21 protein-coding genes and 1 pseudogene are annotated in these 24,882 nt (G+C 57.2%); 20 read left to right on the top strand and 2 right to left on the bottom strand.

Features of this window, described 5'->3' with window-relative positions:
* The first annotated feature begins 39 nt into the window (after positions 1-39).
* From CFII64_RS03265 to CFII64_RS03230, 8 genes and pseudogenes are all read left to right on the top strand, one after another.
* Positions 40-866, top strand: a pseudogene (locus tag CFII64_RS03265) (electron transfer flavoprotein subunit alpha/FixB family protein).
* Positions 867-990: 124 nt separating this feature from the next.
* Positions 991-1,821, top strand: a complete 831-nt coding sequence (locus CFII64_RS03260) for an ABC transporter substrate-binding protein (protein WP_020289335.1) — start codon at positions 991-993, stop codon at positions 1,819-1,821.
* Positions 1,822-1,831: 10 nt separating this feature from the next.
* Entirely contained in the window at positions 1,832-2,185 is a 354-nt protein-coding gene (locus CFII64_RS03255) for a DUF4398 domain-containing protein (protein ID WP_020289334.1), read from the top strand.
* Positions 2,182-2,997, top strand: coding sequence for an OmpA family protein (locus tag CFII64_RS03250; protein WP_020289333.1), 816 nt, complete (start codon positions 2,182-2,184; stop codon positions 2,995-2,997). Before CFII64_RS03255 ends, CFII64_RS03250 begins: the two co-directional genes overlap by 4 nt.
* A 206-nt stretch (positions 2,998-3,203) precedes the next feature.
* Positions 3,204-4,643 carry a PLP-dependent aminotransferase family protein gene (locus tag CFII64_RS03245; protein WP_020289332.1) on the top strand — a complete coding sequence of 480 codons (1,440 nt, stop codon included), beginning with the start codon at positions 3,204-3,206 and terminating at the stop codon, positions 4,641-4,643.
* 121 nt (positions 4,644-4,764) lie between these two features.
* A complete protein-coding gene (locus tag CFII64_RS03240) occupies positions 4,765-5,484 on the top strand; it encodes a hypothetical protein (protein WP_044901129.1) in 720 nt (239 codons plus the stop codon).
* Between the two features lie 105 nt (positions 5,485-5,589).
* Positions 5,590-5,847: a YkgJ family cysteine cluster protein gene (locus CFII64_RS03235; protein ID WP_020289330.1), complete on the top strand. Its 258-nt coding sequence runs from the start codon at positions 5,590-5,592 to the stop codon at positions 5,845-5,847.
* Positions 5,848-5,903: 56 nt separating this feature from the next.
* Positions 5,904-6,512 (top strand): START domain-containing protein, encoded by a 609-nt coding sequence (locus tag CFII64_RS03230; RefSeq protein ID WP_020289329.1) that lies wholly within the window; start codon positions 5,904-5,906, stop codon positions 6,510-6,512.
* A gap of 51 nt (positions 6,513-6,563) precedes the next feature.
* Here the strand turns inward: CFII64_RS03230 and gltA are convergent, their stop codons facing one another.
* The gene (gene gltA, locus CFII64_RS03225; protein ID WP_020289328.1) at positions 6,564-7,853 is read right to left on the bottom strand and encodes a citrate synthase; all 1,290 of its coding nucleotides are present in this window, start codon (positions 7,851-7,853) and stop codon (positions 6,564-6,566) included.
* 350 nt (positions 7,854-8,203) lie between these two features.
* Here gltA and sdhC point away from each other — a divergent pair, with 350 nt between their 5' ends.
* The 10 genes from sdhC (at position 8,204) to brnQ (ending at position 21,315) form a co-directional block, all read left to right on the top strand.
* Complete coding sequence (gene sdhC / locus CFII64_RS03220) at positions 8,204-8,590, top strand: succinate dehydrogenase, cytochrome b556 subunit (protein WP_020289327.1); 387 nt, start codon at positions 8,204-8,206, stop codon at positions 8,588-8,590.
* A complete protein-coding gene (gene sdhD / locus CFII64_RS03215) occupies positions 8,584-8,952 on the top strand; it encodes a succinate dehydrogenase, hydrophobic membrane anchor protein (RefSeq protein WP_020289326.1) in 369 nt (122 codons plus the stop codon). Before sdhC ends, sdhD begins: the two co-directional genes overlap by 7 nt.
* 3 nt (positions 8,953-8,955) lie before the next feature.
* Complete coding sequence (sdhA, locus tag CFII64_RS03210; protein ID WP_020289325.1) at positions 8,956-10,728, top strand: succinate dehydrogenase flavoprotein subunit; 1,773 nt, start codon at positions 8,956-8,958, stop codon at positions 10,726-10,728.
* Between the two features lie 11 nt (positions 10,729-10,739).
* Positions 10,740-11,444 carry a succinate dehydrogenase iron-sulfur subunit gene (locus CFII64_RS03205; protein WP_020289324.1) on the top strand — a complete coding sequence of 235 codons (705 nt, stop codon included), beginning with the start codon at positions 10,740-10,742 and terminating at the stop codon, positions 11,442-11,444.
* A 260-nt stretch (positions 11,445-11,704) separates the two neighbouring features.
* Positions 11,705-14,536 (top strand): 2-oxoglutarate dehydrogenase E1 component, encoded by a 2,832-nt coding sequence (locus CFII64_RS03200; protein ID WP_020289323.1) that lies wholly within the window; start codon positions 11,705-11,707, stop codon positions 14,534-14,536.
* Positions 14,537-14,577: 41 nt separating this feature from the next.
* Positions 14,578-15,813, top strand: a complete 1,236-nt coding sequence (gene odhB, locus CFII64_RS03195) for a 2-oxoglutarate dehydrogenase complex dihydrolipoyllysine-residue succinyltransferase (protein ID WP_020289322.1) — start codon at positions 14,578-14,580, stop codon at positions 15,811-15,813.
* Positions 15,814-15,985: 172 nt separating this feature from the next.
* Complete coding sequence (gene lpdA, locus CFII64_RS03190) at positions 15,986-17,422, top strand: dihydrolipoyl dehydrogenase (protein ID WP_020289321.1); 1,437 nt, start codon at positions 15,986-15,988, stop codon at positions 17,420-17,422.
* A 221-nt stretch (positions 17,423-17,643) separates the two neighbouring features.
* A complete protein-coding gene (gene sucC / locus CFII64_RS03185) occupies positions 17,644-18,810 on the top strand; it encodes an ADP-forming succinate--CoA ligase subunit beta (protein WP_020289320.1) in 1,167 nt (388 codons plus the stop codon).
* Positions 18,810-19,691 (top strand): succinate--CoA ligase subunit alpha, encoded by an 882-nt coding sequence (gene sucD, locus CFII64_RS03180; protein WP_020289319.1) that lies wholly within the window; start codon positions 18,810-18,812, stop codon positions 19,689-19,691. The genes sucC and sucD overlap by 1 nt, the downstream gene beginning before the upstream one ends.
* Before the next feature lie 310 nt (positions 19,692-20,001).
* The gene (gene brnQ, locus CFII64_RS03175; protein WP_020289318.1) at positions 20,002-21,315 is read left to right on the top strand and encodes a branched-chain amino acid transport system II carrier protein; all 1,314 of its coding nucleotides are present in this window, start codon (positions 20,002-20,004) and stop codon (positions 21,313-21,315) included.
* Positions 21,316-21,421: 106 nt separating this feature from the next.
* On the opposite strand, the gene CFII64_RS03170 is transcribed toward brnQ, so the two are convergent.
* Positions 21,422-21,679, bottom strand: coding sequence for a hypothetical protein (locus CFII64_RS03170; RefSeq protein WP_020289317.1), 258 nt, complete (start codon positions 21,677-21,679; stop codon positions 21,422-21,424).
* A 482-nt stretch (positions 21,680-22,161) separates the two neighbouring features.
* On the opposite strand from CFII64_RS03170, the gene htpG reads away from it, so the two are divergent.
* Both htpG and CFII64_RS03160 read left to right on the top strand, forming a co-directional pair.
* On the top strand, positions 22,162-24,066 hold the full coding sequence (htpG, locus tag CFII64_RS03165) for a molecular chaperone HtpG (protein ID WP_020289316.1): 1,905 nt from the start codon (positions 22,162-22,164) through the stop codon (positions 24,064-24,066).
* 83 nt (positions 24,067-24,149) lie between these two features.
* Positions 24,150-24,881: a dienelactone hydrolase family protein gene (locus CFII64_RS03160; protein WP_020289315.1), complete on the top strand. Its 732-nt coding sequence runs from the start codon at positions 24,150-24,152 to the stop codon at positions 24,879-24,881.
* Position 24,882: the final 1 nt, after the last annotated feature.

Below are 24,882 nucleotides of genomic sequence, written 5' to 3'. Positions count from 1 at the left end.
GGTCGAGAAACTGAAAAACGAAGCGAAGGTGATCTGATCATGACTATCCTCGTAATCGCCGAACACGACAACGCAACGCTGGCTCCGGCCACCCTGAACACCGTGGCTGCAGCCGTTACAATGCTGCCTACGCGCACCAGTTGCCGGAAAACATCGCGCCGCTGGTTGTTGAGCTTGCCTCGGGTTACAGCCACATCCTGGCTGCGGCCACTTCCAACGGCAAAAACATCCTGCCCCGCGTTGCTGCGCAGCTGGATGTTGATCAGATCTCCGAAATCATCTCGGTGGAATCGCCGGACACTTTCAAGCGTCCGATCTATGCCGGTAACGCCATTGCGACTGTTCAGTCCTCCGCTGCGGTAAAAGTCATCACCGTGCGTTCCACCGGCTTTGATCCGGTTGCTGCTGAAGGTGGTTCGGCTACGGTTGAAGCGGTTTCCGCCGCTCACGATGCAGGCAAATCAAGCTTCGTCGGCGAAGAGCTGGCCAAGTCTGATCGTCCTGAATTGACCGCTGCCAAAATCGTCGTTTCCGGCGGTCGCGGCATGCAGAACGGTGACAACTTCAAACACCTGTACGCTCTGGCGGACAAACTCGGCGCAGCTGTCGGCGCTTCCCGCGCTGCGGTCGACGCAGGTTTCGTACCCAACGACATGCAGGTCGGTCAGACCGGCAAGATCGTTGCTCCACAGTTGTACATCGCAGTCGGTATTTCCGGCGCGATCCAGCATCTGGCCGGCATGAAAGACTCCAAAGTGATCGTTGCGATCAACAAGGACGAAGAAGCGCCGATTTTCCAGGTGGCCGATTACGGTCTGGTAGCTGATCTGTTCGAAGCAATACCTGAGTTGGAGAAGCTGGTTTAATCCAGACGCTTCACTTATAAAGAGACCCGTCTATTCGGGCTGGATGAGCATTGCAGCGAGTTGCTGCGGGCTTGTGCGGTTTGGACAGGCGGGTTTTTTATTGGATTTAAAAAAGGATGCTCTCATGGGTCAGCCCAAGCGGCTGCTGTCATCGCTTTTTCTGGGCCTGTTGCTTGGCCCGAGCCTGACGTTTGCCGCAGGAAAATGTGAGCGCCTGATCGCCACCGGCAGTCCTGACGCTCCGCCATTCCTCTGGCGTGACCCTCAGGATCCGAAACATCTGATCGGGGCGAACGCGGATTTGCTCAAGCGGGCAGCGGCGGATATCGGCATCAAAGTCGAGCTGCTGTACGCCGGAAAACGCAGCCAGGCCGTGGACGAAGTGCGCAGCGGGCGCATGGATCTGCTGGTGGATGCGCCGCTGAATGTCGCCGAACTGGACTCGCTGGATTACGTGCATCCGCCGATCAGTCACAACGACATCATGCTCTGGAAGCGGCGCGATCAGGTGCAGCCTTTCAGCTCGCTGACTGATCTTGCCGGCTTTCAGGGCGCCGCTTCGGAAAGGATTCGTCTGACGTCGCCGTTTAGTGCAACGGTCAAAGAGCATCTTCGCGTCGAGCGACTGCCTGGCTTGACCGAGGTGTTTCAAAAGCTGATGTTGGGGCAGGTGGATTACGTGTTTGCGGGGCGCTATGCCGGCATGGCAATGGTCCAGACGCTGGGGCTTTCCCAGGACCTGATTGCGCAACCGACAGCCGTGGATAAGCCCGGTCTGTACCTCGCGCTTTCTTTCAATTCGGCCTGCAACGATTCATGGCTGCGCGGACAGCTGGCGAAAAAGATGACAGAATCGGCCGCCTCCGACCTGTCGGGCGAAGCGGTGACGCGCAATCTGGAACTCTGGAAAGCGCAGCTACTGCAACCGGCCAGCGTCAGCGCCCCAAACAAGTAGGAATGTTTTTGTGAGTATTCGCCCATTATTAGCCGCTCTGGCGGTCGCCACGTTAGTGGGTTGCGCCAGCGATCCGGCGCCGATCGAACAACTGAAACTGACTGAAAAAGCCATCGAGCAAGCCAAGGCTGTTGGCGCCACCGACGAGCAGCCCGAGCTGCACACCGCTGAAGAAAAGCTCGCCGGGGTGCGTGCCGATATGGCCAGCAAATCCTACAAGCAGGCGCGCATGCAGGCTGAGCAGGCCGAGCTCGATGCGCGGCTCGCCGAGGCGCGAGTCCTGACGGGCAAAAGTCAGGAGCAGATCACTCAGCTCAACACCCGTCTCAACCGTTTACGCAAACAGTTGGGGGTTACGCAATGAATCGTCTGCCACGGATATTGAGTCTGGGTTTGCTATTGAGCTCGGCGGGGCTTTACGGTTGCGCCGCTCATCAGAACAGTGGGCAGGCACTCCAGCAGGCCGGTACTGATTTTCAGAAGGTCCGCGAAGACACCGACGTGTTGCGCAGTGCGCCCAGGGATGTGATTCGGGCCGGTGAACTGCTCGGTCGTGCCGAACGGCTTTCCAGCTATGTGGGCAGCGGCGATGACGTCGCGCATTACGCCTATCTCAGCAGCCGCTACAGCGAAATAGCCCGGGAAAACAGCAATCTGCTGCTCAATCAGGAGCGTCTGGCGAAGATGGAGATGGACCGCCAGCGTCTGCAACTGGCGTTGCGTGAATCCAAGCTGGCCAGCGCTCAACAACAGGGCAAGTGGCTGGAAGACCAGATCGTCAGCCTCGCCACGACCCAGACCGAACGCGGCTTGGTCATGACCTTGGGCGATGTTCTGTTCGATACGGGGCATGCAGAACTCAAGAATTCGGCGAATCGCACCGTGCTCAAGGTCGTGCAGTTTCTGCTGCTCAACCCGCAGCGTGTAGTCCGTATCGAGGGTTACGCGGATAACACCGGTGATGAACAAACCAACCTGCAACTGTCCAAAGACCGGGCGCAGTCGGTCGCCGACGTGCTGACTGACCTGGGAATCGATGACAAGCGCATCGAAGTCCAGGGTTACGGCGCGCAATATCCGGTTGAAGTGAACGCCTCCGAGCGGGGCAGGGCGCAGAATCGCCGTGTGGAAATCGTTTTCTCCGATGCCACCGGTCGTTTAGGCGCCGCTCGCTGAAATAAATCCACTGCCCGATAGTCGGGCAGCGGATCTCTGTCCGGTTCAGCGCTTAAATTGGCCGTTATGCCCGGTCATTATTTAATTCAATCGCTTCAGGACTGGCGGATAAGCAAACTGTCCCAGTACACTTCAGAACTGTTCTGGTGACTACTCGATTTATTTCCTCTATAAAAATAAGTCGCCGGCAGCATTGAGGCCGTTCGATGACCAATCTTCTGCTTTACCAAAGAATCGCTCAGCAATTGGCTGAAGACATTCGTCGCGGTGTTTATCAGCCCGGCGAGCGCGTTCCGTCGGTGCGCAAGATGAGTTCGCAGCTTAACGTCAGCCATGCGACCGTCCTGCAGGCCTATGCGAATCTGGAAGACCAAGGGTTGATTCGCGCGCGGCCCCAGTCAGGCTATTACGTTCACCAGACGCCCGCGCTCACCGCGCCGACGCCCGATATCGCTCGTGTCGAGCGGCCGGGCCTGGTCACGCGCAGCAGCATCATTCAACAGGTATTGGTGGAATCGCGGCGCGAAGGGGTGTTCCCTCTCGGCGCGGCGGTACCGCACGTCGATTATCTGCCGGTCCGCGCCTTGCATCAGCAGATCGCCAAGGTCACCCGCTTTCACAGCCCGCGTGCCTTCAGCTATATGTTCAGCCCCGGATTTGAACCATTGCGCCGTCAGGTTGCAATTCGAATGCGTGATGCTGGCGTGGTGGTAGATCCATCTGAAGTGGTTATTACTCATGGCTGCGTCGATGCCCTGCAGATGTCGCTGCGGGTTCTGACTCGTCCTGGCGATCTGATCGCCGCAGAGTCGCCTACTTATTACGGCCTGTTGCAATTGGCTGACCTGCTGGGTCTGAAGGTCATTGAAATTCCCAGTGATCCCGCCACCGGGATCAGCCTGGAAGCTTTGCAGTTGGCCGCCAACCAATGGTCAATCAAGGCGTTGGTGCTGACATCCCGGCTGAGCAATCCCTTGGGCGGTACCATTCCGGAAGAGCGGCAAAAGCACCTGCTGCGTCTGGCCTCCGATTTCGATATTCAGATCGTTGAAGACGATATCTATGGCGAGTTGATGTTCGAGCTGGGCCGGACCAAGGCCTTGAAGGCATTTGATCGGCTGGGGCGGGTGATTTATTGCTCCAGCTTTTCCAAGACCTTGTCGCCGGGCGTGCGTATCGGCTGGATGATTGCCGGCAAATATCAGCCAGAAATTCAGCGTCTGCAGACATTCAGTACTCATTCAGCCTGCAGTGTCACGCAGATGGGTGTTGCGGCGTACCTTGAAAACGGCGGTTACGACCGGCATTTGCGCTTCATTCGTCTTGAATACCGGAAAAACCTCAGCGCCTTTCAATTGGCGGTGCAGCAGTTTTTCCCCGAAGGCACGCAGATGAGTCGTCCAACCGGTGGATTTATCCTCTGGGTGAGTTTGCCGGGGAGGGTGAATACCCAGGAGCTGCATGTTCGGGCACTTGAACAGGGCATCAGCATCGCTCCGGGACTGATTTTCAGCAATACAGAACAATTCAATCACTGCATTCGCCTCAACTGTGGCGTCCCTTGGAATCGTGAGGCGGAACGCGCCTTGATGACCTTGGGAATGTTGGCGAAACAACTCTGTGAGGAAGCTGTCGAACCGTATTGATGGGGCACAAAGGGCTCTAGCCTGCGCAAACGTCGCTAATTGTGTCCATTTGAATCTCTTGGCTTGTCAGGGACAGGTCAAGAGGCCAGCATATGATTCTCAACCTTGACTGCCGTTGCCTATGACTGCCTTTCGCTGTGTCGGATTGTTGATGATTTTTCTGCTGAGCGCCTGCGATTCTCAGGACGCTGCCGTGCCCAAGCCGAAAGTTGCTGCTGAAAAGAAAGTCGAAATTCCCGTTGCCCCGGCGCCTGATCTGACCCCGACTCTTGACGTTCCGGCAGCTATCGTCGAACCCGCATCCAAGGTTGTCGAAGCTACGGTGTCGCCAGCCGAGCCGTCGCGGCCGGCGGTGCATGAGTTGAAACCCAACGTTGGAGTGGTGCCGGTCGTCGTCACCAAAGGTGGTGCGTCCAGCGCATCCAAGGCGTCCGTCGCGGCGGACGCCGCTTTGCCTAAGGACGACAATGCCAAGGCGCCTGCGTCCGGCCTTCCTATCGCCAAGACCAAGGCCGAATCCACACTGACTATCAAGCGCGAGCAGGCGGGTAAGAAAACCGTCACGGCGAAAAAAGAAGTCACTAAAGATACGCGCCTGAACCCGCCCAAGCTGGATTTGAGCCTGCCCCCGGAGTTGGTCAAGCAGATGACGCCGCCTAAATCAGTGATCGCCGCGCCGCGCAAGCCAATCCTGCCGCAGATGTTTGGTGATGGCTCCTCGGGTGGTGGGCCGTTTCAGCTCAATGGCCGACTGTTGAGCAATGAAATGCAGTTGCAGATGCGCAATGACAATCGCCGCGATGTTGAGGGTGCGGCGTTGGACTTCAAGTTCAAGCAATAACCGGATTCCTCGCCTCTGCAGTGGACCGCTCGAAACCAAGGCATTTTCAAACAGTCGTTTCAGCGGTTACTATCGACTCGTCATTTTTTGCAAAGTGTATGAGTCATGGAATGCCGCTCCGGTTGTGGTGCCTGCTGTATCGCTCCTTCCATCAGTTCTCCCATTCCGGGCATGCCAGAGGGCAAGCCTGCTGGAGAACGTTGCCTGCATTTATCGGTCGAAGCCCTGTGTGGCTTGTTTGGTAAGCCCGAACGACCAGCGGTGTGCAGCGAGTTCAAGGCGGCCGCCGATGTCTGTGGGGTTGATCAGGCTGACGCCATTCGCATCATCAATTGGTGGGAGGCGGCGACAGCAGTTGCGTGAAACAGGCTGTTCGGCAGAAGTGATTTATCGAATTTCCAACAATAAGGAATACAACAATGGGTTCGCTGCATCGAATAGCGGTCGTCTGTGGGTTTACGGTGCTGATGGCAGCAACTGCCCAGGCTGAAGACTGGCAAGTCGCCAAGGACGAAGGAGGGATCAAGGTCTCCCTGAGTGAGGTGGCGGGTTCCAAATACAAGGCCTATCGCGGCGAGACCGTGATCAATGCCAGCATTGCCAAGCTGCGCGGGTTGCAGGAAGACGTGGCTGGCGCCTGTGCCTGGGTTCATGAATGCAAATCACAAAAGTTGCTCAAGCATGAGGGCAACAAGGCCTGGACCTACACCCAGTTCAATACGCCTTGGCCGGTGACGCCCCGCGACTCGGTGCTTGAAGTGACCTCCGAGCAGGGTGCGGATGGCAGTCTGATCCGCAAACTGGAAGGCCAGCCCAAGTACATCCCCGAGGAGCAGGGCTTTGTGCGTGTCGCCCAGGTCGAGGGTTTCTGGAAGTTTCTGCCACTGGGGGCTGACAGGACGCAAGTCACTTACCAGGTTCACACCGAGCCGGGTGGTAGCGTGCCTTCATGGTTGGCGAACAAGTTCGTGGTCGACGCGCCCTTCAATACCTTGAAGGCGCTGAAGGATCGCGCAGAGAAGAAATGATCTGAACTGATTTACGACAATGGCAGCCCTTTTTCACGTTCGGCGTTGAGCTTACTTGCGTTCTTCCAGGGGCACGATATCGCGAGATACGTAGCCGGTGTACAGCTGGCGTGGACGGCCAATCTTGTACGGACTGGAAAGCATTTCCTTCCAGTGGGAAATCCAGCCGACAGTCCGCGCCAAGGCGAAGATCACGGTGAACATGCTGGTCGGGATGCCGATAGCCTTGAGGATGATGCCCGAGTAGAAATCGACGTTCGGATACAGCGAGCGCTCGATGAAGTACGGGTCGGTCAGGGCAATTTCTTCCAGGCGCATGGCCAGTTCGAGTTGTGGGTCATTGGTAATGCCCAGTTCCTTGAGAACTTCGTCGCAGGTCTGCTTCATCACAGTGGCGCGAGGGTCGCGGTTTTTGTAAACCCGATGACCGAAGCCCATCAGTTTGAACGGATCGTTCTTGTCCTTCGCCTTGGCGATGAACTTGTCGATGTTCGAAACATCGCCGATCTCGTCAAGCATCGACAACACCGCTTCGTTGGCGCCGCCGTGTGCCGGACCCCAGAGTGCAGCGATACCGGCAGCGATACACGCGAACGGGTTGGCACCGGAGGAGCCTGCCATCCGTACGGTTGACGTCGAGGCATTCTGTTCATGATCGGCATGGAGAATGAAAATCTTGTCCATCGCCTTGGCCAGTACCGGGCTGATCGGTTTGATCTCGCACGGTGTGTTGAACATCATGTGCAGGAAGTTTTCCGCATAGCTCAGGTCATTACGCGGGTACATCATGGGTTGGCCCATGGAGTACTTGTAAACCATTGCTGCCAGGGTCGGCATTTTCGCGACCAGACGGATCGCCGAAATTTCACGGTGCTGTGGATTGTTGATGTCCAGAGAGTCGTGATAGAACGCCGACAGGGCGCCGACTACGCCGCACATGACGGCCATCGGGTGGGCGTCGCGACGGAAGCCGTTGAAAAAGGTCTTCAGCTGCTCGTGAACCATGGTGTGGTTCTTGACGATTACCACGAACTGGGCCTTCTGCTCGGCAGTTGGCAGTTCGCCATTGAGCAGCAGATAGCAGGTTTCCAGATAATCGGACTGGTCGGCGAGCTGCTCGATCGGATAGCCCCGATGCAGCAAGATGCCGTTGTCACCATCGATATAGGTGATTTTCGACTCGCAAGAGGCGGTCGACATGAATCCAGGGTCAAATGTGAAGCGGCCGGTGGCGGTAAGACCGCGTACGTCGATTACATCGGGACCTACGGTGCCGGTCAGAATGGGCAGCTCGACGGGGGCTGCGCCCTCGATGATCAACTGCGCTTTTTTGTCAGCCATGTGGCCTCCTATTTATGCTTCAAATCATCAGACAGACCCCCCACGCAGGGCCCGCACCACTATAGATAGATAATATCTAAAGTCAATTTGCCTAAGGTCGTGTTCCAGAAGGCTTTCATGCCGGTATTTCCCTGCGACATTCTGTCGCTTACCCTTTTTATCCTGCAAGCGCAATCAGCCATTTGGGAGGTGTCCCTGCGTTGTCATTAGCGACCTAACTGTCTATACTCGGCGTCCGACCGCCAGGGGGTTTTAGGGCCTGTTTGCTGGGGGTCGTCACTTCCTGGGTAGTGGGTACCTGACCAGTGCACTTCCCAACAACTTGCCCTGATTGTTAGGGGCTCTTCAGTGTGAAAAAAGCCGTGAATAGCCAACGACCTGTAAACCTAGATCTAAGGACCATCAAACTCCCCATCACCGGCGTTACATCATTTCTTCACCGTGTTTCCGGCATCATTCTCTTCCTCGGTCTTGCAATCATGCTTTGGGCATTGAGCAAATCGCTGGGTTCGCAAGAGGGTTTTGACGAGGTGAAGGCATGCATGACCAGTCCGCTGGCCAAGTTCGTCGCCTGGGGTCTGTTCTCCGCCTTGCTGTATCACCTCGTGGCCGGTATTCGCCACCTGGTTATGGACATGGGTGTCGGTGAAACGCTGGAAGGCGGCAAGCTGGGCTCGAAAATCGTTATCGCCGTGTCTGCGGTGCTGATCGTTCTGGCGGGAGTCTGGATATGGTAACCAACGTCACTAACCTCTCGCGTTCGGGTCTTTATGACTGGATGGCGCAGCGCGTATCTGCGGTCGTGCTCGCGGCTTATTTCATTTTCCTGATCGGATACATCATTGCGCACCCAGGTCTGGGTTATGCCCAATGGCATGGTCTGTTCGCGCATAACGGGATGCGTATCTTCAGTCTGCTGGCCCTCGTTGCCTTGGGCGCTCACGCCTGGGTCGGCATGTGGACCATTGCCACCGACTACCTGACGCCGATGGCGCTGGGCAAGCCGGCGACTGCGATCCGTTTCCTTTTCCAGGCAGTGTGCGGCGTTGCGATGTTCGCTTACTTCGTCTGGGGCGTGCAGATTCTTTGGGGTATCTGATTCATGGCTAACATTAATACGCTTTCGTTTGACGCCATCATTATCGGTGGCGGCGGTGCTGGCATGCGCGCGGCATTGCAGCTGGCACAAGGCGGTCACAAGACTGCCGTGGTCACCAAGGTGTTCCCGACTCGTTCCCACACCGTTTCCGCTCAAGGCGGCATCACCTGCGCCATCGCTTCGGCAGATCCGAACGATGACTGGCGCTGGCACATGTACGATACCGTCAAGGGTTCCGACTACATCGGTGACCAGGACGCTATCGAATACATGTGTTCCGTAGGTCCGGAAGCCGTGTTCGAACTCGAACACATGGGCCTGCCGTTCTCGCGTACCGAGCAGGGCCGTATCTATCAGCGTCCTTTCGGTGGTCAGTCCAAGGACTTCGGCAAGGGCGGTCAGGCCGCACGTACCTGCGCAGCTGCCGACCGTACCGGTCACGCGCTGTTGCACACCCTGTACCAGGCCAACCTGAAAGCCGGCACTGTATTCCTCAACGAATACTATGCAGTGGATCTGGTGAAGAACCAGGACGGCGTGTTCGTCGGCATCATTGCTATCTGCATTGAAACCGGTGAAACCTCCTACATTCGCGCGAATGCGACTGTACTGGCCACCGGCGGCGCCGGGCGCATCTATTCCTCCACCACCAACGCCCTGATCAATACCGGCGACGGCGTTGGCATGGCATTGCGTGCGGGTGTTCCGGTTCAGGACATCGAAATGTGGCAGTTCCACCCGACCGGCATTGCCGGTGCAGGTGTACTGGTCACGGAAGGTTGCCGTGGTGAAGGTGGATACCTGATCAACAAGCACGGCGAGCGTTTCATGGAGCGTTATGCTCCGAACGCCAAAGACCTTGCGGGTCGTGACGTTGTGGCACGTTCGATGGTCAAGGAAATCATTGCCGGTAACGGCTGTGGTCCCGATGGCGATCACGTGATGCTCAAGCTCGATCACCTGGGCGAAGAAGTGCTGCACAGTCGTCTGCCAGGCATCATGGAATTGTCCAAGACCTTCGCACACGTCGATCCGGCCGTTGCGCCGATCCCGGTTGTACCGACCTGCCACTACATGATGGGCGGCGTTGCCACCAACATTCATGGTCAGGCAATCACCCAGGACGCTGCTGGCGTCGACCAGATCATTCCAGGCCTGTTCGCTGTAGGCGAAGTGGCTTGCGTATCGGTTCACGGTGCCAACCGTCTGGGCGGCAACTCGCTTCTCGATCTGGTGGTGTTCGGTCGTGCTGCGGGCATCCACCTGGAACAAAGCCTGCGTGAAGGTGTCGACTACCGTCGGGCCACTGAAACCGACGTTGATTTCGCCCTTGAGCGTCTGGCGGGTCTTAACGCTCGTGAAACCGGCGAAGACGTCGCTTCCCTGCGCAAAGAGCTGCAAAGCTGCATGCAGAACTACTTCGGTGTATTCCGTACTGGCGAATACATGCAGAAGGGTATCGCCCAACTGGCGGACCTGCGTCAGCGCATTTCCAACGTCAAGATCAACGACAAGAGCCAGGCGTTCAACACGGCTCGAATCGAAGCGCTTGAGCTGCAGAACCTGCTTGAAGTGGCCGAAGCAACAGCGATCGCCGCCGAAGTTCGTAAAGAGTCCCGCGGTGCTCACGCCCGTGAAGACTACGAAGATCGCGACGACCAGAACTGGCTGTGCCACACCCTGTATTTCCCGGGTGAAAAACGTGTAGCCAAGCGTGCCGTGAACTTCTCGCCGAAGACTGTTCCGACTTTCGAACCCATGATTCGGACTTACTAAGGGTGGCCGATATGTTGCAAGTCAGTGTTTATCGCTACAACCCGGATCGGGACGCTGCGCCGTTCATGCAGGAATTCCAGGTCGATACCGGTGGTAAAGACATCATGGTCCTGGACGTGCTGGCCTTGATCAAAGAGCAGGACGAAGGCTTTTCCTATCGTCGCTCTTGCCGTGAAGGCGTTTGTGGTTCCGATGGCATGAACATCAACGGCAAGAACGGTCTGGCGTGTATCACGCCGCTGTCCGCCGTGGTCAAGAAAAACAAGCTGGTGGTTCGTCCATTGCCTGGTTTGCCGGTGATCCGTGACCTGGTCGTCGATATGAGCATCTTCTACAAGCAGTACGAGAAGGTTAAGCCATATCTGCTCAACGACACTCCGGCTCCGGCCATCGAGCGTCTGCAGACTCCAGAAGAACGTGAGAAGCTCGACGGCTTGTACGAGTGCATCCTGTGCGCCTGCTGTTCGACTTCGTGCCCGTCCTTCTGGTGGAATCCGGACAAGTTCCTCGGTCCGGCTGCGTTGCTGCAAGCCTATCGTTTCCTGGCTGACAGCCGTGACAACCAGACTGCCGAGCGACTGGCGGCACTGGACGATCCGTTCAGCGTATTCCGCTGCCGCGGGATCATGAACTGCGTCAACGTTTGCCCGAAAGGCCTTAACCCAACCAAGGCTATTGGTCACGTTCGTAACATGCTTCTGCAAAACGGCGTCTGATTCGACTGCTGTACCCGTTACACTGCTGTACCGAAATCGCTGCGGCGCAGGCTTCAACCGGCGCCGTAGTTTTAACCTGAGCAGCAGCTTTTAATGCTGCGGCTCTTATTTTGAAGAAATGAGACCAGCAGGGGCATCCGGGCTGGTACCCGGACTATCTGCGTGATCCTTAGTGACTTGATACAGTCGCTGCACATGACTATCTCAGGTTTGCTGTGGTGTCTTCGCCGGTGGTGTCCCCTTACCGAGGGTGACCAAGCATGCAAGAAAGCGTGATGCAGCGCATGTGGAACAGTGCCCACCTTTCCGGTGGTAACGCTGCCTATGTGGAAGAGCTCTATGAGCTTTACCTGCACGACCCTAACGCTGTGCCAGAAGAGTGGCGCACCTACTTTCAGAAGTTGCCCGCTGACGGCAGCACTGCCACCGATGTATCGCATTCGACGATTCGCGATCATTTCGTGTTGCTGGCTAAAAACCAGCGCCGCGCTCAGCCGGTATCCGCCGGGAGCGTGAGCAGCGAGCACGAGAAGAAACAGGTCGAAGTACTGCGACTTATCCAGGCTTACCGTATGCGTGGCCATCAGGCAGCCCAGCTCGATCCGCTGGGCCTGTGGCAACGTCCTGTGATTGCTGATCTGTCGATCAATCACTACGGTCTGACCAACGCTGATCTGGATACCACATTCCGTGCCGGTGACTTGTTCATTGGCAAAGAGGAAGCGAGCCTACGCGAAATTCACGAGACGTTGCAGCAGACATATTGCCGCACCATCGGTTCTGAATTTACGCACATCGTGGATTCCGAGCAGCGCAACTGGTTCATGCAGCGTCTTGAAAGTGTTCGTGGTCGTCCGGATTTTTCCGCCGACATCAAGAGCCACTTGCTTGAGCGCGTAACCGCCGCTGAAGGCCTTGAAAAATACCTGGGTACCAAATACCCGGGTACCAAGCGTTTCGGTCTGGAAGGTGGCGAAAGCCTGATCCCGATGCTGGATGAGTTGATCCAGCGTTCCGGTTCGTACGGCACCAAGGAAATCGTGATCGGCATGGCCCACCGTGGTCGCCTGAACGTCCTGGTCAACACCTTCGGCAAGAACCCGCGCGACCTGTTCGACGAGTTCGAAGGCAAGAAAAAAGTCGAGCTGGGCTCCGGTGACGTCAAGTATCACCAGGGTTTCTCCTCGAACGTGATGACCGCAGGCGGTGAAGTTCACTTGGCCATGGCGTTCAACCCGTCTCACCTGGAGATCGTTTCTCCGGTGGTCGAAGGGTCTGTGCGCGCGCGTCAGGATCGTCGTAACGATCCGAACGGTGACAAGGTTCTGCCCATTTCCCTCCACGGTGATGCTGCTTTTGCAGGGCAGGGCGTGGTCATGGAAACCTTCCAGATGTCGCAGACTCGCGGCTTCAAGACGGGCGGCACGATCCACATCGTCATCAACAACCAGGTGGGTTTCACCATCAGCAACCCGGAAGACTCGCGCTCCACCGAGTACGCGACCGACGTTGCCAAGATGATTCAGGCGCCGATTCTCCATGTAAATGGCGATGACCCTGAAGCCGTCGTATTCGTGACCCAGCTGGCGATCGATTACCGCATGCAGTTCAAGCGTGACGTGGTGATCGACCTGGTCTGCTACCGTCGTCGCGGTCACAACGAAGCGGACGAACCAAGCGGCACCCAGCCGTTGATGTACCAGCAGATCGCCAAGCAGCGCACCACCCGCGAGTTGTACGCCGAGAGCCTGATCAAGGCCGGTGTACTCGATGACGCCCGCGTGCAGGCGAAAATCGATGACTATCGCAACGCGCTGGACAACGGTCTGCATGTCGTCAAAAGCCTGGTCAAAGAGCCGAACAAGGAATTGTTCGTGGACTGGCGTCCATACCTGGGCCACGCCTGGACTGCGCGTCATGACACCCGCTTCGATCTGAAAACCCTGCAGGAACTGTCCGCCAAACTCATGGAGCTGCCAGAAGGCTTCGTGGTTCAGCGTCAGGTGCAGAAGATCTACGAAGACCGTCAGAAGATGCAAGCAGGCGGCCTGCCGATCAACTGGGGTTACGCCGAAACCATGGCGTACGCGACTCTGGCGTTCGAAGGTCACCCGATTCGCATGACCGGCCAGGACATCGGCCGCGGTACGTTCTCGCACCGTCATGCGGTGCTGCACAACCAGAAAGATTCCGGGACCTACATCCCGCTGCAGAATCTGTACGCCGGTCAGCCACGTTTCGACCTGTATGACTCCTTCCTGTCGGAAGAAGCCGTACTGGCCTTCGAATACGGCTACTCGACGACCCAGCCAGATGCACTGGTTATCTGGGAAGCCCAGTTCGGCGACTTCGCCAACGGTGCCCAAGTGGTCATCGACCAGTTCATCACCAGCGGCGAGCACAAGTGGGGCCGTCTGTGCGGTCTGACCATGTTGCTGCCCCACGGTTATGAAGGGCAGGGACCGGAGCACTCCTCTGCGCGTCTTGAGCGTTACCTGCAAGGGTGTGCCGAGCACAACATTCAGGTGTGCGTGCCGACTACCCCGGCGCAGATTTACCACTTGCTGCGTCGTCAGGTGATTCGTCCGCTGCGCAAGCCGTTGATCGTGCTGACTCCGAAGTCGTTGCTGCGTCACAAACTGGCCGTGTCGACCCTGGAAGATCTCGCCGAAGGTTCGTTCCAGACCGTTATCCCGGAAATCGATACCCTCGATGCCGCCAAGGTTACGCGTCTGGTGATGTGCAGCGGCAAGGTCTACTACGACCTGCTTGAAAAACGCCGTGCCGAAGGCCGTGAAGACACCATGATCGTGCGTCTGGAACAGCTGTATCCGTTCCCGGAAGACGACCTGATGGAAACGCTTGCTCCTTATACCAATCTGCAGCACGCAGTGTGGTGTCAGGAAGAGCCGATGAATCAGGGCGCCTGGTACAGCAGCCAGCATCATCTGCGTCGCAGCGTTGGTAATCACAACCGCAACCTCGTGCTCGAGTATGCCGGTCGTGACGCCTCTGCAGCACCGGCTTGTGGCTACGCTTCGATGCACGCTGAGCAGCAGGAAAAACTGCTCAAAGATGCCTTCACTGTTTAACGCCTTCGCGCATTAGAAACCGAATTAAGGAATTACAGATAATGGCTATCGAGATCAAAGCCCCCTCTTTCCCGGAATCAGTTGCCGATGGCACCATTTCCAAATGGCACAAGCAGCCGGGCGAAGCGGTAAAACGTGACGAGCTTCTGGTCGACATCGAGACCGACAAAGTCGTGCTCGAAGTGTTGGCAGAAGCTGACGGCGTGCTGGCATCGATCGTGAAAGGCGAGGGTGAAACTGTCCTGTCCAACGAACTGATCGCAACGCTGGATGCGGGTGCAACTGCTTCGGCAGCACCTGCAGCCGCCGCCGCTCCAGCGGCTGGCGCACCGGCCCAGGCGGCGGCTCCGGCCGCTGCTGCTGGCGACGAAGATTCCATCGCTGCACCGGCTGCGCGCAAACTGGCTGAAGAAAACGCCATCAACCTGGCCAGCGTCAAAGGCACCGGTAAAGACGGCCGTATCACCAAGGAAGACGTGGTTGCTGCAGTTGAAGCGAAGAAATCCGCGCCTGCTGCTGCACCGGCTGCCAAGCCTGCCGCCGCGCCTGCTGCTCCTGTGTTCGCTGCCGGCGATCGCGTCGAGAAGCGTGTGCCGATGACCCGCGTGCGTGCCACCGTGGCCAAGCGTCTGGTTGAAGCCCAGTCCAACATGGCGATGCTGACAACTTTCAACGAAGTCGACATGACTGAAGTCATGGCCCTGCGTTCGAAGTACAAGGATCTGTTCGAGAAGTCCCACAATGGCGTACGCCTGGGCTTCATGTCGTTCTTCGTCAAGGCTGCCACCGAAGCACTGAAACGCTACCCGGCTGTCAACGCCTCGATCGACGGCACCGACATCGTTTACCACGGCTATGCCGACGTAGGCGTTGCAGTGTCCAGCGACCGTGGTCTGGTGGTTCCTGTGCTGCGTAACGCAGAACACATGAGCCTGGCTGAAATCGAAGGCGGCATCGCTGCTTTCGGCAAGAAAGCCCGTGACGGCAAGCTGTCCATGGAAGAGATGATCGGTGGTACCTTCACCATCACCAACGGTGGTACTTTCGGCTCGATGATGTCGACCCCGATCGTCAACCCGCCGCAAGCGGCTATCCTGGGCATGCACAACATTCTGCAACGTCCGATGGCAATCAACGGTCAGGTAGTTATCCGTCCGATGATGTATCTGGCGCTGTCCTACGATCACCGTCTGATCGATGGTAAAGAAGCCGTGACGTTCCTGGTGACAATCAAGAACCTGCTGGAAGATCCAGCTCGTCTGCTGCTGGATATCTGATGAGGCAGCTTCAGGCTGCACGCCACAAGCTTCAGGATAGAAGCGGGGCGGTGCGCAGCTTGAGCTGTTAGTTTGCATCAAATCAATAGGTCGCGAGTCGGCTCTGCAATGCACCGCAGACCGGCTTGCAGCTCGCAGCTCAAAGCTCGCAGCTAAAGAGGAACTCTTTGTTATGTCCCAGAAATTCGACTTGGTAGTGATTGGCGCTGGCCCTGGCGGTTATGTAGCCGCCATCAAGGCCGCGCAACTTGGTCTCAAGACTGCCTGCATCGAGAAATATCAGGACAAGGAGGGCAAACTGGCCCTCGGCGGTACTTGCCTGAACGTGGGTTGCATTCCTTCCAAGGCGCTGCTCGACAGCTCCTGGAAATTCTACGAAGCCAAGAATGGCTTCGCGATCCACGGCATCTCGACTTCCGATGTGTCCATGGACGTCCCAGCCATGGTGGGTCGCAAGTCCACCATCGTCAAAGGCTTGACCGGCGGCGTTGCCAGCCTGTTCAAGGCCAACGGCGTGACCACCCTGCAAGGCCACGGCAAACTGCTGGCCGGCAAGAAAGTCGAACTGACCGCCGCTGATGGCACCGTTGAAATCATCGAAGCGGATCACGTGATCCTGGCTTCGGGTTCGCGTCCGATCGACATTCCGCCGGCTCCGGTCGATCAGAAAGTCATCGTCGACTCCACCGGTGCCCTGGAATTCCAACAGGTTCCACAACGTCTGGGCGTTATCGGCGCGGGCGTTATCGGTCTGGAACTGGGTTCTGTATGGGCCCGTCTGGGCGCTCAGGTCACTGTTCTGGAAGCGCTGGAAAAATTCATTCCGGCTGCCGACGAAGCTGTATCCAAAGAAGCCTTGAAGACCTTCACCAAGCAAGGCCTGGACATCAAGCTGGGCGCTCGCGTGACCGGTTCCAAGGTCAACGGTGAAGAAGTGGTTGTCAGCTACACCGACGCAGCGGGCGAGCAGTCGATCACTTTCGACCGCCTGATCGTGGCCGTTGGTCGTCGTCCTGTTACCACTGACCTGCTGGCTGCGGACAGCGGCGTGGACCTGGATGAGCGCGGTTTCATCTACGTCGACGACTTCTGCACCACCAGCGTGCCTGGTGTTTATGCAATCGGTGACGTGGTTCGTGGTCTGATGCTGGCCCACAAAGCTTCGGAAGAAGGCATCATGGTTGTCGAGCGCATCAAGGGCCACAAGGCCCAGATGAACTACAATCTGATTCCTTCGGTTATCTACACCCATCCGGAAATCGCCTGGGTTGGTAAAACCGAGCAGACCTTGAAGGCTGAAGGCGTTGAAGTTAACGTCGGCACCTTCCCATTCGCAGCCAGCGGCCGCGCAATGGCAGCAAACGATACTGGCGGTTTCGTCAAGATCATCGCTGACGCCAAGACTGATCGCGTATTGGGCGTTCACGTCATTGGTCCCAGCGCTGCGGAATTGGTACAGCAGGGCGCGATCGCGATGGAATTCGGCAGCAGTGCCGAAGACATCGGCATGATGGTCTTCTCCCATCCGACGTTGTCCGAAGCATTGCATGAAGCTGCTCTGGCTGTGAATGGCGGTGCCATCCACATCCAGAACCGCAAAAAACGCTAAGACAATAAGAGAAACCACGACGGACTGCCCGTCGTGAGCCTTGCGAGCAAGACTCACCGCGGAATGTCCGCCGGACTCGACCTCTGAGGTGTTCTCTGAAACCTGGCGGACCCACGCGGTATGACAGGTTTCGGGGCCGCCGGGAGTAGCGGTCACAGGTGGTGCGGCACGCCAGACGTGCAGCACCGAATGCGCAGTACCTAACGAAGACGGTAATAAGCATGAATCTTCACGAGTATCAGGGTAAACAGCTGTTCGCTGAATACGGCCTGCCAGTTTCCAAAGGCTACGCAGTAGACACCCCGGAAGCAGCAGCAGAAGCTTGCGACAAGATTGGCGGCACTGAATGGGTTGTCAAAGCCCAGGTTCACGCCGGTGGTCGCGGTAAAGCGGGCGGCGTCAAGCTGGTTCGCAGCAAAGAAGACGCGGCAGCCTTCGCACAGCAGTGGCTGGGCAAGCGTCTGGTGACTTACCAGACCGACGCCAACGGCCAGCCAGTGACCAAGATCCTGGTTGAGTCCTGCACCGACATCGCTAAAGAGCTGTATCTCGGCGCTGTAGTGGATCGTTCGAGCCGTCGTATCGTGTTCATGGCTTCCACCGAAGGTGGCGTGGACATCGAGAAAATCGCTCACGACACTCCTGAGAAGATTCTCAAAGCCACTATCGATCCACTGGTTGGCGCTCAGCCATTCCAGGGTCGCGATCTGGCTTTCCAGCTGGGTCTGGAAGGCAAGCAGGTCACCCAGTTCGCCAAGATCTTCACCGGTCTGGCCAAGCTGTTCCAGGACCACGACCTGGCTCTGCTGGAAGTGAACCCGCTGGTGATCAAGGCTGACGGCGATCTGCACTGCCTGGACGCCAAGATCAACATCGACGCCAACGCCATGTACCGTCAGCCAAAGCTGAAGGCTTTCCACGATCCATCGCAAGATGATCCACGTGAAGCCCATGCTGCCAAGTTCGAACTGAACTACGTGGCGCTGGAAGGTAACATCGGTTGCATGGTCAACGGTGCTGGCCTGGCCATGGGTACCATGGACATCGTCAACCTGCATGGCGGCAAACCTGCCAACTTCCTCGACGTTGGTGGCGGCGCAACCAAGGAACGCGTTACCGAAGCGTTCAAGATCATCCTGTCCGACAGCAATGTCGCAGCAGTATTGGTCAACATCTTCGGCGGCATCGTTCGTTGCGACATGATTGCCGAAGGCATCATCGGTGCAGTGAAAGAAGTCGGCGTTAAAATCCCGGTTGTTGTTCGCCTTGAAGGCAACAACGCTGAACTGGGCGCTAAAGTACTGGCAGAAAGCGGTTTGAACATCATCGCAGCTACCAGCCTGACCGACGCTGCTCAACAAGTTGTCAAAGCTGCGGAGGGCAAGTAATGAGCGTCCTGATCAATAAAGACACCAAAGTAATCTGCCAGGGCTTCACCGGTTCGCAGGGTACTTTCCACTCCGAACAAGCCATTGCCTACGGCACCAAAATGGTTGGCGGCGTGACACCAGGCAAAGGCGGCACCACGCACCTGAACCTGCCAGTGTTCAACACTGTGAAAGAAGCGGTAGAAACCACTGGCGCCACTGCCAGCGTCATCTACGTTCCTGCTCCTTTCTGCAAGGATTCCATCCTTGAAGCAGCATTCGCCGGCATCAAGCTGATCGTGTGCATCACCGAAGGCATTCCTACCCTGGACATGCTGGATGCCAAGGTCAAGTGCGACGAGCTGGGCGTGATCCTGATCGGGCCTAACTGCCCAGGCGTGATCACTCCGGGCGAATGCAAGATCGGCATCATGCCAGGTCACATTCACTTGCCAGGCAAAGTAGGCATCGTGTCGCGTTCCGGCACCCTGACTTACGAAGCTGTGAAGCAGACTACTGACGCCGGTTTCGGTCAGTCGACTTGCGTTGGTATTGGTGGTGACCCGATTCCTGGTTCCAACTTCATCGACATCCTGAAGTTGTTCCAGGAAGACCCGAAGACCGAAGCGATCGTCATGATCGGTGAGATCGGCGGTTCGGCTGAAGAAGAAGCGGCTGCCTACATCAAGGCACACGTGACCAAGCCGGTTGTTTCCTACATCGCTGGTGTGACTGCCCCTGCGGGCAAGCGCATGGGCCATGCTGGCGCAATCATCTCCGGCGGCAAAGGTACTGCAGACGAGAAGTTCGCAGCACTGGAAGACGCTGGCGTGAAAACCGTGCGTTCCCTGGCTGACATCGGCAAGGCTTTGGCTGAGCTGACGGGTTGGGCTGTCAAGTAAGCTTCTGCTTATCTGATTCGAGCAATCGACAAAGGCCACCTTCGGGTGGCCTTTGTGCGTTATGGATGAAGCGTTTGTTGGAGCGAGGCTTGCCCGCGAAGGCGTTCGTAAAAGGTGCGCTCATCGGCCTAGCGCCCTCTATCAGTGCAAAAAGCACGCAAATTGGTTAGGCTAGCCGCCATTTTGTGCAGGCTGGTTCTCACAAGGAGTCACGGCGCAGTCAGGTCGGTCCTATAAGGGCTGACAGCATTTCCCTTATCCGCCGGGAAATCTCCTCTAAATTCCGATTTGAATGTGTGGTTTCCTTCTGATGAAAGTGTTGAAAGGCCGGGATATCCTGGCACTTGGTTTTATGACGTTTGCCCTGTTCGTCGGGGCTGGCAATATCATCTTCCCCCCGATCGTTGGTTTGCAGGCCGGTCCCCATGTGTGGATGGCGGCGCTCGGCTTTCTGGTCACTGCGGTAGGTTTGCCGGTGATCACGGTCATCGCTCTGGCCAAGGTCGGTGGCGCGATGGATGCGTTGAGCAGCCCGATTGGCAGGGTCGCTGGCGGCATTCTCGCAGCCGTGTGCTATCTGGCCGTGGGCCCGCTGTTCGCGACGCCGCGCACGGCCACTGTTTCGTTTGAAGTAGGCCTCGCGCCGCTGACAGGCGACAGCCCCATGGCGTTGTTTCTCTACAGCCTGGCGTATTTCGCGGTGGTGTTCTGGGTGTCCCTGTATCCGGGGCGTCTGCTCGACACGGTGGGCCGCTTTCTGGCACCGTTGAAGATTTTCGCCCTTGCGGTGTTGGGCATTGCAGCCTTCGCGCTGCCTGCCGGGGATGTCGGGATTGCCGAGCCTGCCTATGCTGCGGCACCGTTTTCCCAAGGCTTTATCAATGGTTACCTGACCATGGATACCTTGGGCGCGCTGGTTTTCGGAATCGTCATCGTCAATGCGATTCGCTCACGCGGAGTCGAGTCACCCGCCTTGATCACCCGTTACGCGATCATCGCCGGCCTGATCGCCGGGGTAGGGCTCGCCCTGGTCTACATCAGCCTGTTCCGCCTCGGTTCCGGGAGTCATGCGGTGGCAGCGGGGGCGAGCAACGGCGCGGCGGTGCTGCATGCTTACGTGCAACACACCTTCGGTTCCCTGGGCAGCGGTTTCCTGGCGGTATTGATTTCCCTGGCGTGTCTGGTGACCGCCGTGGGCCTGACCTGCGCCTGTGCCGAGTATTTCAGTCAGGTGCTGCCGTTGTCTTATAAGGCACTGGTGCTGATTCTGGCGTTGTTCTCATTGCTGGTATCGAATCTGGGCCTGACCAAGCTGATCATGTTCTCGATACCGGTGCTGACGGCGATTTACCCGCCCTGCATCGTTCTTGTGGCCCTGAGCTTCTGCAAGGATTTCTGGCAATCCCAGAGCCGCATCGTCGCGCCAGTCATGCTGGTAGCCGCGGTGTTTGGCGTCATCGATGCGATCAAAGGCGCAGGTTTTGCCGACAGCATGCCGCACACCCTGGCGAACCTGCCATTGAGCGATCAGGGCCTGGCCTGGCTGGTGCCGTCGTTGATGATGTTGGTCGTTGCGTTCGTGGTCGATCGTGCGCTGGGCAAACCCAGCGAAGCGCTGGCATGACAGGTGTGCGAAAAGCCGTGATTAACCGATACGCGACCTGAAAATCATCTGCCAGAAACTAATAAAGCCCGCAATTGCGGGCTTTATTATCTGAAAACTTCTCAGCTTACTTGGTCGTGGTTGGCGCCGGGGCCTGACCATTGGCTTCTTTTGCGCGCTCTTGAGCGGCTTCTGCATTTTTCTGTGCAGCTTCCTGGCTTTCTTTAGCGGCGTCGTTCACTTTATCCTGAGCCTTCTCCATCGACTCCTGGGATTGCTGTGCAGCTTTGTTGGCATCTTGCTGGGTGTTTTCGGACTTCTTGTCACAGGCGGCAAGGCCCAAAGTGGCAGAAAGCATCAAGGCATAAGCTAAAGATTTGCGCATGGGGTGTTTCTCCTTATTGAATATCTACGAGCCTTCGAGCATCGGGCTTTTCATTAAGTTCCAGCCATCGTTCAGATAGATTGTGTTTGCGTATCAAGGGCTTCGCGTCGAATCCGCGACGGCACCGAAGCAATTGGCAACCTCCGCAGCCGGGAAATGAACGCCGCGCAGGCGTGAAACCGTGGTACTTGAGCGTGTCAGGCGTTTCCCTGTGGCGTTGCCGGATTGTCCGGTTTCGGTACGGGCCGTCATGCACGCCAATCCAAATGGCATGACGCCGGCGCTGCCTTATTCCGAGAAAATCATTGGGATTTCGTCTCTGTGGGGCGTTCACCGCAGCGGCGGGGTCGAAGAATCGCCGAAGCTCAATTGCGCGCCCTTGAAATCCCGGTCCCAGCCCCCCACTTTGATGACTACCCGCCGCCCGACACAGATGAACGTCTTGTCTGGTGGCTTTGCCATCTGATTGGAGTTTGATGACCATGAGTGTGGAAACTCAAAAGGAAACCCTGGGCTTCCAGACCGAGGTAAAGCAGCTGCTGCACCTCATGATCCATTCGCTGTATTCCAACAAGGAAATTTTCCTTCGCGAATTGATCTCGAACGCCTCTGACGCCGTGGATAAACTGCGCTTCGAAGCACTGTCCAAACCGGACCTGCTTGAAGGCGGCGCCGAGCTGAAAATCCGTGTGAGCTTCGACAAGGACGCGAAAACCGTCACCCTCGAAGACAACGGCATTGGCATGAGCCGGGAAGATGTGATCACCCATCTGGGTACCATCGCCAAATCCGGCACTGCAGATTTCATGAAGAACCTTTCTGGCGATCAGAAAAAGGATTCACACCTGATCGGTCAGTTCGGCGTGGGCTTCTATTCGGCGTTCATCGTTGCCGATCAAGTTGAAGTATTCAGCCGCCGCGCGGGCGCGCCAGCCAGCGAAGGCGTGCATTGGTCCTCCAAGGGTGAAGGCGAGTTTGAAGTCGCTACCCTGGAAAAGGCCGAGCGCGGTACACGTATCGTCCTGCACCTGAAAAGCGCTGAAGATGAATTCGCCGACGGTTACCGTCTGCGCAACATCATCAAGAAGTACTCCGATCACATCGCTTTGCCGATCGAGCTGCCCAAAGAACAGGCCGCTGCCGAAGGCGAAGAAGCACCGGCCGTTGAATGGGAAACCGTCAACCGCGCCAGCGCACTCTGGACCCGTTCCCGCACTGAAGTGAAGGACGAGGAATACCAGGAATTCTACAAACACGTTGCCCACGACTTCGAGAACCCGCTGAGCTGGAGCCATAACAAGGTTGAAGGCAAGCTGGAATACACCTCGCTGCTCTACGTGCCGGCCCGTGCTCCGTTCGACCTGTATCAGCGTGAAGCGCCGCGTGGCTTGAAGCTGTACGTGCAGCGCGTATTCGTCATGGATCAGGCCGAGTCGTTCCTGCCGCTGTACATGCGTTTCATCAAGGGCGTGGTCGATTCCAATGACCTGTCCTTGAACGTGTCCCGGGAAATCCTGCAGAAAGATCCGATCATCGACTCGATGAAGTCCGCGCTGACCAAGCGTGTGCTGGACATGCTGGAAAAACTGGCGAAGAACGAGCCGGAGCAATACAAGGGTTTCTGGAAGAACTTCGGTCAGGTCATGAAAGAAGGCCCGGCAGAAGATTTCGCCAACAAGGAAAAAATCGCCGGCCTGCTGCGTTTCGCTTCGACCCACGAAGAGAGCGGCGAGCAGGTCGTTGCCCTGGCCGAATACCTGGCTCGCGCCAAGGAAGGTCAGGACAAGATTTACTACCTGACCGGCGAGACCTACGCCCAGGTCAAAAACAGCCCGCACCTTGAAGTCTTCCGCAAGAAAGGCATCGAAGTGCTGCTGTTGACCGATCGCATCGACGAGTGGCTGATGAGCTACCTCAGCGATTTTGACGGCAAGGGTTTTGTCGACGTGGCGCGCGGCGATCTGGATCTGGGCAAGCTTGATTCCGAAGAGGACAAGAAGGCTCAGGAAGAAATCGCCAAGGATAAGGAAGGTCTTATCGAGCGTTTGAAAGCCGCGCTGGGCGAGTCTGTCAGTGAAGTGCGGGTTTCCCATCGCCTGACCGACTCTCCGGCAATCCTGGCCATTGGCGAAGCTGATCTGGGCATGCAAATGCGTCAGATCCTCGAAGCCAGCGGGCAGAAGGTTCCGGACTCCAAGCCGATCTTCGAATTCAACCCGGCTCACCCTTTGATTGGCAAGCTGGACGCCGAGCAGAGCGAAGAGCGTTTCGGTGATCTGTCGCACATCCTGTTCGATCAGGCGGCACTGGCCGCAGGTGACAGCCTGAAAGATCCGGCTGCTTACGTGCGCAGGCTGAACAAGCTGCTCGTTGAACTGTCGGTTTAACTCGACGTGTTACAAAAACCCGCTTCGGCGGGTTTTCTGATTTTGGTACGTGCATTTTTCTTTCAATGATTGAGGAGTCAGCGATGAGCAGCAACGTTACTGTGAGTTCCGTGGTGTATCAGATCGATGGCCAGCCGTACGAAAGCCGTCTGGTATTTGACTCCGGCGACGCGTCGTCGCGTCCGGGCCTGTTGATGGCGCCGAACTGGATGGGTGTCAGCGAAGGCGCCGAGAAAATCGCCCAGTCCGTGGCCGAGCAAGGTTATGTGGTATTGCTGATCGATCTGTACGGGCAGGGCACTCGTCCGCAGAACGGCGATGAAGCCGGCGCCGCGATGATGCCCCTCAAGAATGACCGTGCTGAACTGCGCAAGCGTATGCAGGCGGCTCTTGAGCAACTGCTGAGCCAGACCGATGCGCCGGTCGATGCCGACAAGGTCGCCACGTTCGGCTTCTGCTTCGGTGGTTGCTGCTCACTGGAACTGGCTCGCGCCGGCGCCAATCTGAAAGCCGCCGTGTCGTTCCATGGCACGCTGGACACGCCGAACCCTGCTGATGCCAACAACATCAAAGGCTCGGTACTGGTGCTGCACGGTGCTGCCGATCCTCTGGTCCCGAAAGAGCAACTGCCCGCCTTCGAAGCCGAAATGGATGCAGCCGGCATCGATTGGCAGCTGACCAGCTACGGCGGCGCGGTGCATTCGTTCACCGATCCCGAAGCTCAGACGCCAGGCAAGATGATGTACGACGCCAGGACCGCAAAACGTGCGTTCGCGTCGATGCATAATTTGCTGGATGAAGTGTTCAAGGACTGAT

The sequence above is a fragment of the Pseudomonas sp. CFII64 genome (assembly GCF_000416235.1).
Lineage (GTDB): Bacteria > Pseudomonadota > Gammaproteobacteria > Pseudomonadales > Pseudomonadaceae > Aquipseudomonas.
The sequence above is the reverse complement of the archived record's forward strand: the minus strand, read 5'-3'. Positions and strand labels throughout refer to the sequence as shown.

Coding starts and splice junctions, on each gene's coding strand:
- CFII64_RS03260 (WP_020289335.1), top strand. CDS start 991: ATGGGTCAGCCCAAGCGGCTGCTGTCATCGCTTTTTCTGGGCCTGTTG.
- CFII64_RS03250 (WP_020289333.1), top strand. CDS start 2,182: ATGAATCGTCTGCCACGGATATTGAGTCTGGGTTTGCTATTGAGCTCG.
- CFII64_RS03245 (WP_020289332.1), top strand. CDS start 3,204: ATGACCAATCTTCTGCTTTACCAAAGAATCGCTCAGCAATTGGCTGAA.
- CFII64_RS03240 (WP_044901129.1), top strand. CDS start 4,765: ATGACTGCCTTTCGCTGTGTCGGATTGTTGATGATTTTTCTGCTGAGC.
- CFII64_RS03235 (WP_020289330.1), top strand. CDS start 5,590: ATGGAATGCCGCTCCGGTTGTGGTGCCTGCTGTATCGCTCCTTCCATC.
- CFII64_RS03230 (WP_020289329.1), top strand. CDS start 5,904: ATGGGTTCGCTGCATCGAATAGCGGTCGTCTGTGGGTTTACGGTGCTG.
- gltA (WP_020289328.1), bottom strand. CDS start 7,853: ATGGCTGACAAAAAAGCGCAGTTGATCATCGAGGGCGCAGCCCCCGTC.
- sdhD (WP_020289326.1), top strand. CDS start 8,584: ATGGTAACCAACGTCACTAACCTCTCGCGTTCGGGTCTTTATGACTGG.
- sdhA (WP_020289325.1), top strand. CDS start 8,956: ATGGCTAACATTAATACGCTTTCGTTTGACGCCATCATTATCGGTGGC.
- CFII64_RS03205 (WP_020289324.1), top strand. CDS start 10,740: ATGTTGCAAGTCAGTGTTTATCGCTACAACCCGGATCGGGACGCTGCG.
- CFII64_RS03200 (WP_020289323.1), top strand. CDS start 11,705: ATGCAAGAAAGCGTGATGCAGCGCATGTGGAACAGTGCCCACCTTTCC.
- odhB (WP_020289322.1), top strand. CDS start 14,578: ATGGCTATCGAGATCAAAGCCCCCTCTTTCCCGGAATCAGTTGCCGAT.
- lpdA (WP_020289321.1), top strand. CDS start 15,986: ATGTCCCAGAAATTCGACTTGGTAGTGATTGGCGCTGGCCCTGGCGGT.
- sucC (WP_020289320.1), top strand. CDS start 17,644: ATGAATCTTCACGAGTATCAGGGTAAACAGCTGTTCGCTGAATACGGC.
- sucD (WP_020289319.1), top strand. CDS start 18,810: ATGAGCGTCCTGATCAATAAAGACACCAAAGTAATCTGCCAGGGCTTC.
- brnQ (WP_020289318.1), top strand. CDS start 20,002: ATGAAAGTGTTGAAAGGCCGGGATATCCTGGCACTTGGTTTTATGACG.
- CFII64_RS03170 (WP_020289317.1), bottom strand. CDS start 21,679: ATGCGCAAATCTTTAGCTTATGCCTTGATGCTTTCTGCCACTTTGGGC.
- htpG (WP_020289316.1), top strand. CDS start 22,162: ATGAGTGTGGAAACTCAAAAGGAAACCCTGGGCTTCCAGACCGAGGTA.
- CFII64_RS03160 (WP_020289315.1), top strand. CDS start 24,150: ATGAGCAGCAACGTTACTGTGAGTTCCGTGGTGTATCAGATCGATGGC.